The 12,798-nt window shown below is 69.7% G+C and carries 12 protein-coding genes; 8 read left to right on the forward strand and 4 right to left on the reverse strand.

All coding sequences use genetic code 11. The annotated features are described in order from the left end of the window. Positions 1-41: 41 nt before the first annotated feature. Positions 42-1,355, reverse strand: a complete 1,314-nt coding sequence (locus P2P98_RS14205) for an LLM class flavin-dependent oxidoreductase (protein WP_275800761.1) — start codon at positions 1,353-1,355, stop codon at positions 42-44. After that, positions 1,352-2,662 carry a PLP-dependent transferase gene (locus P2P98_RS14210; RefSeq protein WP_275800762.1) on the reverse strand — a complete coding sequence of 437 codons (1,311 nt, stop codon included), beginning with the start codon at positions 2,660-2,662 and terminating at the stop codon, positions 1,352-1,354. The genes P2P98_RS14205 and P2P98_RS14210 overlap by 4 nt, the downstream gene beginning before the upstream one ends. Positions 2,663-2,922: 260 nt before the next feature. Here P2P98_RS14210 and leuC point away from each other — a divergent pair, with 260 nt between their 5' ends. From leuC to P2P98_RS14240, 6 genes are all read left to right on the forward strand, one after another. Continuing rightward, the gene (gene leuC / locus P2P98_RS14215) at positions 2,923-4,383 is read left to right on the forward strand and encodes a 3-isopropylmalate dehydratase large subunit (RefSeq protein ID WP_275800763.1); all 1,461 of its coding nucleotides are present in this window, start codon (positions 2,923-2,925) and stop codon (positions 4,381-4,383) included. Position 4,384: 1 nt separating this feature from the next. Continuing rightward, on the forward strand, positions 4,385-4,981 hold the full coding sequence (leuD, locus tag P2P98_RS14220; protein ID WP_058595867.1) for a 3-isopropylmalate dehydratase small subunit: 597 nt from the start codon (positions 4,385-4,387) through the stop codon (positions 4,979-4,981). A gap of 63 nt (positions 4,982-5,044) precedes the next feature. Further along, positions 5,045-6,418, forward strand: coding sequence for a UDP-N-acetylglucosamine 1-carboxyvinyltransferase (murA, locus tag P2P98_RS14225; RefSeq protein WP_275800764.1), 1,374 nt, complete (start codon positions 5,045-5,047; stop codon positions 6,416-6,418). Between the two features lie 4 nt (positions 6,419-6,422). Continuing rightward, positions 6,423-7,160 carry a lysophospholipid acyltransferase family protein gene (locus tag P2P98_RS14230; protein WP_275800765.1) on the forward strand — a complete coding sequence of 246 codons (738 nt, stop codon included), beginning with the start codon at positions 6,423-6,425 and terminating at the stop codon, positions 7,158-7,160. Next, positions 7,150-8,286 (forward strand): NAD(P)H-dependent glycerol-3-phosphate dehydrogenase, encoded by a 1,137-nt coding sequence (locus P2P98_RS14235; protein ID WP_275800766.1) that lies wholly within the window; start codon positions 7,150-7,152, stop codon positions 8,284-8,286. Before P2P98_RS14230 ends, P2P98_RS14235 begins: the two co-directional genes overlap by 11 nt. After that, positions 8,192-9,277 (forward strand): D-alanine--D-alanine ligase family protein, encoded by a 1,086-nt coding sequence (locus P2P98_RS14240; RefSeq protein ID WP_275800767.1) that lies wholly within the window; start codon positions 8,192-8,194, stop codon positions 9,275-9,277. The genes P2P98_RS14235 and P2P98_RS14240 overlap by 95 nt, the downstream gene beginning before the upstream one ends. A gap of 135 nt (positions 9,278-9,412) precedes the next feature. Here the strand turns inward: P2P98_RS14240 and P2P98_RS14245 are convergent, their stop codons facing one another. Further along, the gene (locus P2P98_RS14245) at positions 9,413-9,928 is read right to left on the reverse strand and encodes a DUF3515 family protein (RefSeq protein ID WP_275800768.1); all 516 of its coding nucleotides are present in this window, start codon (positions 9,926-9,928) and stop codon (positions 9,413-9,415) included. A gap of 25 nt (positions 9,929-9,953) precedes the next feature. On the opposite strand from P2P98_RS14245, the gene thiL reads away from it, so the two are divergent. After that, positions 9,954-10,958 carry a thiamine-phosphate kinase gene (thiL, locus tag P2P98_RS14250; protein ID WP_275800769.1) on the forward strand — a complete coding sequence of 335 codons (1,005 nt, stop codon included), beginning with the start codon at positions 9,954-9,956 and terminating at the stop codon, positions 10,956-10,958. 12 nt (positions 10,959-10,970) lie between these two features. Here the strand turns inward: thiL and rsmD are convergent, their stop codons facing one another. Next, positions 10,971-11,534, reverse strand: a complete 564-nt coding sequence (gene rsmD, locus P2P98_RS14255; protein WP_275800770.1) for a 16S rRNA (guanine(966)-N(2))-methyltransferase RsmD — start codon at positions 11,532-11,534, stop codon at positions 10,971-10,973. 77 nt (positions 11,535-11,611) lie between these two features. Between rsmD and P2P98_RS14260 the strand changes: the two genes are divergently transcribed. Next, the coding region (locus P2P98_RS14260; RefSeq protein WP_275800771.1) for a DEAD/DEAH box helicase at positions 11,612-12,798 on the forward strand (1,187 nt) is incomplete at its 3' end.

Raw genomic sequence — 12,798 nt, forward strand, 5'->3', positions numbered from 1 at the left:
GGCCGCGACGGGGTGAACACCGAACTCCCGGCATCCGCCCGCTAGAACGCCCGCAGGTTCGCCTGCAGCCCGCCGTCGACGTACTCCTCGCGCAGGATTCCTCGACGGCGCAGGATCGGCACGAGATCGTCGAGCAGACGGTGGACGGTGACCGGATGAAGGTCCCCCCACAGCAGGACGCCGTCGTTGCCCCACGTGCCCAGCTCCTCGATGCGGTCGGCGAACTCCTCGGCCGTCCCCACGAACCCGGAACCGTCGTTCAGCCGGCCGAGGCGCGCGTGCGCAGCCAGGATCGTCCGCAGCGGCGCGTCGGCGTCGTGCTTCCCGACGAGTCGTTTGATGCTGCCCTCCGACACGTGCTCGCCGAAGATCGAGCGATCGAGAGGACTGTCGAGGTCGAGACCGGTGAGATCCGTCTCGAGGTCGCTGGACTGCTTGCGCGCGATCGCGATCAACGCCTCCTCGGACGGATTCGCGGATGCCGCGACCAGACGGTCGGCCTCCTCCGGCGACGACACCAGCACCGGCTGGATCGCGAAGAGGATCTTGATGTCGGCGGCGTCGCGCCCCGCTGCCTCCGCCGCGGCGTGGATGCGTCCGCGGTAGGAGCGGATGCTCGCCTCGTCCAGCGGGGCGAGCGCCAGCTGCACGTCCGAGTTGTGTCCTGCGAACGCCAGCCCGCGCCCCGAGCCGCCCGGTGAGACGATCGCCGGTTCGCCATCGGTGAAGGGGATCGCGTTGAGCGGACCGTCGAAGCCGAAGTGCTGACCGCGGTGGCGCGTGGCATCCAGTTTCGTCCCGTCGGCGTAGACGCCCGACTCCTCATCGACGACGAGCGCGCCCTCGCCCCAGCTCCGCCACAGTTGACGGATGCCGTCGAGCCACTCCTCGGCCCGGTCGTAGGCCGCGTCGTGTCCGAGCTGCGGGGCCGTGGAGAAGTGGCGCGCACTGCCGGTGTCGGTGACGACGTTGAGTCCGAGACGGTGCCCGCTCAAGTGCTGGAGGGTCGCGAACTGTCGTGCCGCCGTATAGGGCAGGTATGCGGCCGGGTTGACCGTCGGCACGACCCCGAGATGCCGGGTCGCGGCGAAGAGGTACGGTGCGAGCAGCAGCGGATCGTGCTTGGGTCCACCGAAGGCGTGGCGCACCCGAAGATCGATCGTGTCGGCGCTTCCGAGCGAGGGGGCGTCCTCGATGATGAGGAGGTCGAAGCCCGCCTGCTCGAGAGTCCGCGCCGAGTCCTGGTACAGACCCGGTTCCGTCCAGCGGTGATTCCACCGGAGGTAGGGATGGCCCCAGCCGTGAGGGCCGAAGCCGCGCGCCAGGAACCACCCGAAGTGCTGCAGACGGCTCACAGGACGACCGTTTCGCGCTCGGCGACGGGCACTCCCACGAGCGCCTGTTCGAGGTCGACGAGGATGTCGGCGATGTCCTCGATCCCGATCGACAGGCGGATCGTGCCGGGGAACACTCCCGCGCGCTCGCGCTCCTCGACCGTGCGCGCCGAGTGCGACGTGCTCTGCGGGTGCAGCACGAGCGAGCGCACGTCGCCGAGGTGGGTCATGTGCGTGATGAGCTTCACCGACTGCACGACGTGGCGCGCGGCTTCGAGTCCGCCGCGCAGGGTCACGGTGAAGACCGAGCCGGTGCCTCGCGTGAGGTACCGCGCACCGAGATCGTGATGCGGGTGGGAGGCGAGGCCGACGTGATCGACGCGCTCGACCTCGGGGCGGTTCTCGAGCCACTGTGCGACCGCCAGAGCGTTCTGCGACTGGCGCTCGACGCGCAGGCTCAGCGTCTCGATGCCCTGCCCGATCAGGAAGGCGTTCAGCGGCGACGGCGAAGGACCGAAGCGGGGGGCCACGCTCTCGCGGATGTACGCGCCCCGTGCACGGGCGCCGTACTTCTCGGCGTAGCTCGCCCCGCCGAGGCGGTCGGCGTGGACGAGGTGCGGGAAGAGATGACCGGATGCCGCGGCGTCGAAGCGTCCGTCGTCGACGATGACGCCGCCGAGAACCGCTCCCTGTCCGGCGAGGAACTTGCTCGCGGAGTGCACGACGATCGCGGCACCGTGCTCGATCGGACGCAGGAGGTACGGGGTCGTGAAGGTGCTGTCGACCACGAGCGGGATGCCGCGTTCCCGCCCGATCGCGGAGACGGCGGCGATGTCGAGCACGTCGTTGCGGGCGTTGGAGAGGGTCTCGGCGAAGAGTGCCTTCGTGCGCGGGGTGATCGCGTTCCGCCACGCGTCGAGATCGGAGGTGTCGACGAATGTCGTCTCGATGCCGAGGCGCCCGAGGTTGTCGAGGAGCAGACCGCGAGTGCCTTCGTAGATGTGCTCGGAGGCCACGACGTGATCGCCCGCGCCGGCCAGGGCGAGCAGGGCGACGGTGACGGCGGCTTGTCCGCTCGAGACGAGGACCGCCTGATCGCCGCCCTCGAGGGAGGCGAGGCGGTTCTCCACGGCCTGCACGGTGGGGTTGCCCGTGCGCGTGTACCCGAATCCCGCGCCGGTGCCGAAATGCTCGGCGGACTCGTCGAGGTCGGTGAACGTGAAGCCGGCCGTGAGGTAGATCGGCAGGGCGCGCGGCGAGGCGGGCACGGTCGAGGCCCCCACGTGGACCTGTCGGGTAGAGAATCCGGGCTCTGCGTTCGCGGCCATGCGGCACGCTCCTTCCTGCGGCGTTCCGCCAGGCTCGCACGAGGTGTTCCGCGACACCGAAATGTGCGGCGTCGTGTTACGCCCGTCTTCACGTGCGCGGCACGCCCTGAGCGGCGAGACGGGTGAAGGCCGGTGGTATCGTGACCAGGTGCGGATCGCCGGCCTCCTCCTTAGCGGCCGCGACGAGACCTTGTTCTAGGCCTTTCTCGTCGCGGAGTTCGTCGCGGGCCTCACACCCCTCCCGAGGAGAAACGCAAACCATGAGCACGATTCCCGAGAACCCTCGCACCCTGGCCGAGAAGGTCTGGGACGACCACCTCGTCGTCAAGGGCGAGAACGGGCAGCCCGACCTCATCTACATCGACCTCCACCTCGTGCACGAGGTCACGAGCCCCCAGGCGTTCGACGGCCTGCGCGCCGAGGGTCGCCCCGTTCGTCGGCTCGACCTCACGATCGCGACCGAAGACCACAACACCCCGACGCTCGACATCGACAAGCCGATCGCCGACCTCACCAGCCGCACGCAGATCGACACGCTGCGCCGCAACGCCGACGAGTTCGGCGTCCGCATCCACTCGCTCGGCGACAAAGAGCAGGGCATCGTCCACGTCGTGGGGCCGCAGCTGGGCCTGACGATGCCGGGCATCACGGTCGTCTGCGGCGACTCGCACACCTCGACCCACGGTGCGTTCGGCGCGATGGCGTTCGGCATCGGCACCAGCGAGGTCGAGCACGTGCTCGCGACGCAGACCCTGCCGCTGAAGCCCTTCAAGACGATGGCGATCACGGTCGAGGGCGAACTGAAGCCCGGCGTGACGGCGAAGGACATCATCCTGGCGATCATCGCCAAGATCGGTGCCAACGGCGGCCAGGGCTACGTCCTCGAGTTCCGCGGCAGCGCGATCCGCTCCCTCTCGATGGAGGGGCGCATGACGATGTGCAACATGTCGATCGAGGCGGGCGCCCGCGCCGGCATGATCGCCCCCGACGAGACGACGTTCGCCTACGTCAAGGACAAGCCGCACGCCCCGCAGGGGCAGGACTGGGACGACGCCGTCGCCTACTGGCGCACGCTCCCGAGCGACGAGGGTGCCGTCTACGACGCCGAGGTCTTCCTCGACGCGAACGAGCTCGAGCCCTTCGTCACCTGGGGCACCAACCCCGGCCAGGGCGTCTCGCTGTCCGACGTCGTGCCCACTCCTGCCGACATCATCGACCCCAATGAGCGCGCCGCCGCCGAGCGGGCGCTCGAGTACATGGACCTCGAGGCCGGCACCCCGATGAAGGACATCCCCGTGGATGCCGTCTTCATGGGCTCGTGCACCAACAGCCGCATCGAAGACCTCCGTGCCTTCGCCTCCGTCATCCAGGGGCGCACCAAGGCCGAGAACGTCCGCGTCATGGTCGTCCCGGGCTCGGCGCGCGTGCGCCTGGAGGCCGAGGCCGAGGGCCTCGACAAGGTGTTCACCGACTTCGGCGCCGAGTGGCGTTTCGCCGGCTGCTCGATGTGCCTGGGCATGAACCCTGATCAGCTGGCGCCGGGGGAGCGCTGCGCTTCCACCTCGAACCGCAACTTCGAGGGGCGGCAGGGCAAGGGCGGGCGTACGCACCTCGTGTCGCCGCTGGTCGCCGCGGCCACGGCCGTGCGCGGCACGCTGTCGAGCCCCGCCGACCTGGAGCCGCTCCCCGCGGACATCGTTTCGACCGGGGCGGAGGCCTGACATGGAGAAGTTCACGACGCACACCGGTGTCGCCGCGCCTTTGAAGCGGTCCGCGGTCGACACGGATCAGATCATCCCCGCCGTCTTCCTCAAGCGGGTCACCAAGACGGGCTTCGACGACGCACTGTTCGCGAACTGGCGCCAGGATCCGGAGTTCATCCTGAATCAGGATGCCTACCGCTCGGCATCCATCCTCGTCGCAGGTCCCGACTTCGGTACCGGATCGAGCCGCGAGCACGCGGTGTGGGCGCTGCGCGACTACGGCTTCCAGGTGGTCCTGAGCCCGAAGTTCGCCGACATCTTCCGCGGCAATTCGGGCAAGCAGGGCCTGGTCACGGGCGTGATCACGGAGGACGAGGTCGAGCAGATCTGGGCCGTCCTCGAGGCGAACCCCGGCATCGAGATGACCGTCGATCTGCAGGCCAAGACCGCCACGGTCGGCGACCTCCAGGTCTCGTTCGACATCGACGATTACACTAGGTGGCGGCTTCTCGAAGGGCTCGACGACATCGGGCTCACGCTGCGTGACGAAGACAAGATCACGCAGTTCGAGGCGCGCCGCGAGGCATGGCGGCCGCGGACCCTTCCGGTCCGCTGAGCCCGATCGACCCGATCGGGTCGATTCGCCGCCCCTCGTCCACGAAGTGAGGTCCACCCCCCTATGAGCACACTCGTCAGCGACACCGGAGAGCACCCCATCGGGCAGCCGGATTGGGAGGCGGCAGAGACCCTCACGATCCGAGGCGGTCGTCCGCTGCGGGGAACCGTCGAGGTCAAGGGGGCGAAGAACCTCGTCACCAAGGCGATGGTGGCCGCCCTCCTCGGCGACACCACCAGCACGCTCCGCGACGTCCCCATGATCAGCGATGTGAAGGTCGTGCGTTCGCTCCTCGAGGTGCACGGCGTCACCGTGACCGAGGGTGAGGAAGAGGGAACCCTCCACCTCGACCCCTCGGGCGCGGTCGCCGCGCACTTCGAGGAGATCGACGCGCATGCCGGCGCTTCGCGCATCCCGATTCTGTTCTGCGGGCCACTGCTGCACCTTCTGGGCGAGGCGCTCATCCCTGACCTGGGCGGATGCCGCATCGGCGACCGTCCGATCAACTTCCACATGGACGCGCTCCGTGCTTTCGGCGCCGTGGTCGACAAGAGCTACGAGGGCATCCGCATCACGGCCCCCAACGGCCTGCACGGCGCGAACATCACGCTCCCGTACCCGAGCGTCGGCGCGACGGAGCAGGTGCTCCTCACCGCGGTCCGCGCGAAGGGCGTGACCGAGCTGCGCAACGCCGCCATCGAGCCCGAGATCATGGATCTCATCGCGGTGCTGCAGAAGATGGGCGCGATCATCTCTTACGAGCCCAACCGCGTCATCTTCATCGAGGGCGTCGACAAGCTCGTCGGTTACGACCACCGTGCGATCTTCGACCGCAACGAAGCGGCATCGTGGGCCTGTGCGGCCCTCGCCACCGACGGCGAGATCTTCGCCAAGGGCGCTCGCCAGCAGGACATGCTGACGTTCCTCAACGTCTTCCGCAAGGCCGGCGGCTGGTTCGACGTGCGCGAAGACGGCATCCTGTTCCGTCGCGGCGAGGCGCTCAAGCCCGTCATGGTCGAGACCGACGTCCACCCCGGCTTCATGACCGACTGGCAGCAGCCCCTCATCGTGGCGCTCACCCAGGCGCCGGGCACATCGACGGTCCACGAGACCGTGTACGAGAACCGTCTCGGCTTCACCGCGGCGCTGAACAAGATGGGTGCCGACATCGTCGTGCACCCGAAGGGCATCGCGAGCCCCGACCGTCGTGTTCCGCGCCGCGACCTCGAGCAGGCCGCCGTCATCAACGGACCGACGCCGCTGCACGGTGCCGACGTCGAGGTTCCCGATCTGCGTGGCGGCTACAGCTACGTCATCGCCGCGCTGGCGGCCGAGGGGGAGTCGACGGTGCGCAACATCGGCATCATCCGCCGCGGGTACGAGAAGTTCCTCGAGAAGCTGACCGCTCTCGACGCCGACTTCTCCGTCGTGGGCTGAGGCCGTGGCCGTCACCCCCGAGAAGAGTAGGCCGAGCGCCTTCTGGCCGCTCGCCGCGATCGTGGTCCCCGCGGTGGGGCTGTTCGCCCGTATCGAGATCCGCGGCGGCGAGAACCTCCCGCGGGAGGGAGCGTACGTCCTCGCCCCGAACCACAACTCGGAGTTCGATCCGCTCATCGTGGCGGTGGCGGTCTGGCGGCTCGGCCGCGCGCCCCGGTTCATGGCGAAGGAAAGCCTCTTCAAGGTCCCTGTTCTCGGCGCTGCGCTGCGCGCGACGGGCATGGTTCCCGTCCCGCGCGCCTCGGCGAGCGCGAACCAGTCCATGAAGGCCGCGCAGCAGATCGCGGAAGACGGGCGCGGCGTCATCGTCTACGCCGAGGGGACGCTCACGCGCGATCCCGACCTGTGGCCGATGCGCGGCAAGACGGGCGCCGTCCGGCTCGCCCTCGCCGGCGACCTTCCGCTCATCCCCATGGCGCAATGGGGTGTTCAGCAGATCCTTCCGCGCTACGGCAAGCTCAAATTCCCCCGCCGCTCGCACGTGATCGTGGAACTCGGTCCCGCGATGGATCTGTCGGAGTACGCGGGCTCCACCTCGCCCGCCGTGCTCACGAGCGCGACCGACACGCTCATGGGACGCATTTCGCAGATGCTCTCCGGCATCCGAGGTGTCCCGGCTCCGGCGGAGCGGTGGAACCCGTCGCAGCACGGACAGAATGAGACGGGGCGCCTTGAGTCGTAAGAACGTCGCGCCCGTCGCCGGTCCCAAGGTCGCCGTCATCGGCGCCGGAAGCTGGGGCACGACGTTCGGGAAGATCCTCGCCGACGGCGGGGCGTCCGTCGTCATGTGGGCGCGCCGTCCCGAGCTGGCGGCGGAGATCACCGAATCCAAGCGCAACAGTCGTTATCTTTCCGGCATCAACCTGCCGCGCACGATGACGGCGACCACCGACCTGGCCGAGGCGATCCGCGGTGCCGAGCAGATCTACCTCTCGGTGCCGAGCCAGTCGCTGCGCGAGAACCTCGCCGCGATCAAGCCATTCGTCGAGCACACCGACGTGCCGATCGTCTCGCTCATGAAGGGCGTCGAGAAGTCGACCGGCCTGCGCATGAGCCAGGTCATCGAGCAGGTGCTCGCGTGCGACCCGGCGCGGATCGCCGTGGCATCCGGACCCAATCTCGCGCTCGAGATCGCACGGGAGCAGCCGACCGCGGCCGTCATCAGCTCGCTGAGCCCCGAAACGGCCGAGGCGGTCGCTCGACGCGCACGCAACCGCTACTTCCGGTCGTTCGTGAACACCGACGTCATCGGCACCGAGTTCGGCGGAGTCCTGAAGAACCTCATCGCGGTGGCGATCGGCATCGTCGACGGCGTCGGGTACGGCGAGAACACGAAGGCCTCGATCATCACGCGTGGACTCGTGGAGATGACCGACTTCGCGGTCGCGCAGGGCGCGCAGCCCGAGACGCTGCAGGGCCTGGCGGGCCTCGGCGACCTCATCGCGACGTGCCAGTCCCCGCTCAGCCGCAACAACACGGCGGGGCGTCTGCTCGGCCAGGGCTACGGATACAAAGAGGTGGTCGCTCAGATGCAGCAGACCGCCGAGGGCCTGGCATCCGTCGCTCCCGTTCTTCAGCTCGCGAAGCAGGTCGGTGTCGACATGCCCATCGTGCAGCAGGTGAAGATGGTGCTCGACGGCACCATGGACCCGCGGGACATCGCGCCCCACCTGACGACCGACGACGACCAGCCGCAGGGCGAGAGGACGCGAAATGACCAAACCGGTGGTGGTGGTGCTCTTCGGCGGGCGCTCCAGCGAGCATTCGATCAGTTCCGCCACGGCGGGCGGGGTGCTTCGCGCGATTGATCGTGACCGCTTCCGGGTGATCCCGGTCGGCATCACCCGCGACGGCGCGTTCGTGCTCGAGGACGATGACCCCGACAAGTTCGCGCTCGTCCCCGAGGCTCTTCCGCAGGTGCTCGACAACGGCACGCGGGTGCGCCTTCCCGACTCGACGCTGACGCGCGAGTGGACGGTGACGGATGCCGAGGGCACGCGGTCGCTCGGAGATGTCGACGTCGTGCTGCCCATCCTCCACGGGCGGTTCGGTGAGGACGGCACGGTGCAGGGGCTCCTCGAGCTCCTCGGCATCCCGTATGCCGGCGGCGGCGTGCTCATGTCGGCGATCGGTATGAACAAGCACGTGACCAAGCAGGTGCTGCGGGCCGCGCACGTGCCGGTCGTGCCCTGGGTGGCTGTGACGCGCGCCGACCTCGCTCGCGACCGGCAGATGTGGGAGCGCCGCATGCGCGCCCTCGACCTGCCCGTCTTCGTGAAGCCCAACGAGGCGGGCTCCAGCGTCGGTGTGACCAAGGTGTCGCGGTGGGAAGATCTGGATGCCGCCCTCGACACCGCCTTCGCGGAGGACGGCCTGGTGCTCGTGGAGCAGGCGATCGTCGGGCGCGAGCTCGAGTGCGGCGTCCTGCCCGGGCGTGACGGGAGACCCGTGCGGGTGTCGGTGGCGGGGGAAATCGTGGTCACGGGCCGGGAGTTCTACGACTTCGAGGCGAAGTACCTCGATGCCCCCGGCGTCGACCTGGTGTGCCCCGCCGATCTCCGCGACGGCGAGCTCGCCGAGATGCAGCGCATCGCCGCCCAGGCGTTCGAGGCCATCGGCGGTCAGGGCCTGGCGCGCGTCGACTTCTTCTACACCGGCACGGAGTTCTTCGTGAACGAGGTGAACACCATGCCCGGGTTCACCCCGATCTCGATGTTCCCGACGTGCTGGATCGCTTCCGGCTTGAGCTACCCCGACCTGATCAGCGACCTGCTCGACGCGGCGCTCGAGAAGGCCTGACCGCCCCTTTCATCGGCCGCGCGGGAACGCGGGAGGCGCGATCTCGCTGACTTGCGCCATATGTCGGTCGGAGTCGCGTCTCGACGTGCATACGGCGCACGTCAGGGTGGCGGATTCGACCGAGGGGGCCAGCGGCTACGGGGTCGGCGTCGGTGACGGCTCGGGAGCCTGGGTCGCGTCCGAGAGCGACGTGCACTTCGCCCCGGTCGCGGGGAGATTGTCGCGGATGAGCGGGCCGAGGGCCTGGGCCACGTCGCCGCTGCTCGCGATTCCCTGATCCAGGAACACCTGCACCGCGGGCTCGCGGCCATACGTGGTGAGCGTGTACTTGTTCTCGGACGCCCGGGACTCGTCGACGATCCAGTCCACGCCGTCCGACGTCCGGCACGGCAGCGTCGTCGGTGCGGGGGCCTCGAGACCACAGGTCATGAGAATGGATGCCGGATTCCCCCACGCCGCGGTCGATTGCGCGTCGGTCCATCGCCGCTCCTGTCCCGAGATCGTCTTGGGCAGACGCGCTTCGACGTTGGCACAGGCCGGGTCGTTCGCGAGCTTCGCGGGCTCCATCGCGACGTTCGTGCTGCAGGCCGCGAGCCCCGGCAGGAGCGTGAGGGCGGCGAGCAACGCGAGGGTCCGTGAAGAGCGGGGCACCCCTCCAGGCTAATAGCGTGGGGGAGTGACCGACGCCGAGACCAGCCGTGAGATCACCGTGGGAGAGCTGTCCGAGGGGCAGATCCTCCGCGGCATCCTGGATCGCCTTCCCCCGTCGACGGCACCGGTCGGGCCGGGCGACGACGCGGCGGTGCTGGCCGTCCCGGACGGTCGCGTGGTCGCGACGACCGACACGCTGGTGCACGGCCCCGACTTCCGGCTCGCGTGGTCGTCGGCGCACGATCTCGGCTTCAAAGCGGCCGCCGTGAACCTCGCCGACGTCGCCGCGATGGGTGCGCGGCCGATCGCTCTTCTCGTGGCCCTCGCGATGCCCGACGCGACTACGGTGTCGTTCGTCCGTGGCTTCGCCGAGGGGCTCGCCGACGCCTGCGCCGAGCTCGCGCCCGATTGCGCTGTCGAGGGCGGCGACCTCACGGTCTCGGACACCCTGACGATCGCCGTCACGGCCCTGGGGTCGCTCGACGGTCGCGACCCCGTCCGTCGCTCGGGCGCACGGATCGGCGACGGCGTGTACGTCATCGGCGAGCTCGGCCCGGCTGCGAAGGGCATCGAACTGCTCTTCCGCCGGTTCACGGATGCCGATGGCACCCCCGTGGTCGTCACGCCCGAGGCACGCGCGAGCCTCACGGCGGCGGACGCGCACGCGCTGTCACGCCAGCTCGCCCCCCGACCGCCGATCGCGGACGCGCTGCGCGCCGCGGACGCGGGCGCCACCGCCATGATGGACATCTCCGACGGTCTCGCCCTCGACGCGACTCGGCTGGCGGACGCGTCGGATGTGACCATCGCGTTCGACTCCGCAGCCCTGGGCGACGACCCCGCACTCGCTCTCGGCGGAGGAGAGGACCACGGGTTCCTCGTGACGTTCCCCGCGGAGACCGCTCCGCTCGGGCGCCGAGTGGGAACGGTCGAGGCACGCGGAGAACGCTCGATCACGGTGGACGGGTCGCCGTGGACAGGGCGCACGGGCTGGGACCCCTACCGCGATTGGGATGCCGGCCGCGGGTGACGGCCCGCGTCTTCAGGCGGTCGGTCGACCCCACCACATCGTCGTGTCGCCGTAGGTGCGCTCCCGCTCGGGCTCGAGCCCGGCGGCGGCCCAATCCGGCGCGGGGGAGCGCTTCGCGCGCTCGACGATGACGGCCGCGTCCGGGCTCAGCCGGGGCGCGAGAGCGAGCAGCACGCGGGTGAGCTCCTCGTCGCTCACGTCGTATGGCGGGTCGATGAACACGAGGTCCCACTCGGCGCCGGATGCCGAGAGGTAGGTCGTGACGTTCGCGCGGTGCACCCGCACGGGGGCCTCGACGCCCGCAGTTCGCAGTCGATCCGCGTTCTTGCGGATCACGGCGGCGGCGGGAGCGGACAGCTCGACGAGATCGGCTGAGGCGGCCCCGCGGCTGAGGCTCTCGAGCCCGAGCGCTCCGGAGCCGGCGTACAGGTCGGCGACGCGTGCTTCACGGAGGAGGTCGGCGGATTCGAGCGCCGCGAAGAGCGACTCGCGCACGCGGTCGCTCGTGGGGCGCGTGCCCTTCGCGGGGACCTCGAGCACGGTTCCGCCGGCACGGCCGGAGATGATGCGCGTCACCCTTCCAGCCTACGGTCGCTCGCCCGAGCCAACCGGGAGCCGCCGACGATGTCGGTGGTCATCCCTAGACTCGACGTATGCCCGGTCTGTCGCTCGCCTCCCGTCTCGACGGAGCGATCGGCGGCAAGACGGCAGCGGCGTTCGACCGCGCCTTCGGCGTGAAGACCGTCGGCGAGCTCCTCGAGCACTACCCTCGGCGGTACGCGCGGCGCGGTGAGCTGACCCCCATCTCGACCCTGCCCCTGGGCGAACCGGTCACGATCGTGGCCGAGGTGGTGAGCGCGAGCGAGCGGCGCATGCAGAATCGCCGGGGGTCGCTCCTCGAAGTGGTGATCAGCGACGGCGACGGCCGCCTGTCGCTGACGTTCTTCAACCAGCCGTGGCGGCTCAAAGACCTCACTCCGGGCAGGCGCGGCATCTTCTCGGGCAAGGTCGGTGAGTATCGCCGACAGACGCAGCTGACGAACCCCGACTACGAGCTGTTCGACGACATCGCCGAGGCGCGCGCCGAGGCCGAGGTCAGCGCGAAGCGTCCGATTCCGATCTACCCGGCCACGGCGACCGTTCCGAGTCCCCTCGTGCAGAAGACGATCTCGCTCGTCCTCGACTCGCTCGGCGACATCGACGATCCCCTCCCCGCCGACCTTCGCGCGCGGCGCGGTCTGCTCCCGGCTCGCGCCGCCCTCGAGCAGATCCACCGTCCCGAGAACGACGACGACATCCCGCCCGCCGTGGCGACGCTGCGGATGCAGGAGGCGTTCGTCCTGCAGACGGCGTTGCTGCAGCAGCGCCAGTTCGTTCGCGCGCTCTCGGCGACGAAGCGCCCCGCGCATCCCGGCGGGCTCCTCGAACGTTTCGACCGCATCCTGCCGTTCGAGCTCACCCCCGATCAGCAGAGCGTGGGTGCCCAGATCCAGTCCGACATGGTGGGCGACTGGCCCATGAACCGTCTCGTGCAGGGCGAGGTCGGCTCGGGCAAGACCCTCGTGGCCCTGCGCGCCATGTTGCAGGTCGCCGAGTCGGGCGGGCAGTCGGCCCTGATCGCCCCGACCGAAGTGCTCGCAGCACAGCACCTGCGGTCGATCGCCCGCATGCTCGGCCCCGAACTCGCCCCCGAACTCATGCCGACCCTGCTCACCGGTCAGCTTCCCGCTGCGGAGCGGCGCAAGGCCGCGCTGCGCGTCGCATCCGGTCAGGCGCGAATCGTCGTCGGTACCCACGCCCTCCTGAGCTCCACGACGACGTTCGCCGACCTCGGGTTCGT

Origin of the sequence: Microbacterium sp. Kw_RZR3 (assembly GCF_029222405.1) — a bacterium.
Taxonomy (GTDB): Bacteria; Actinomycetota; Actinomycetes; order Actinomycetales; family Microbacteriaceae; genus Microbacterium.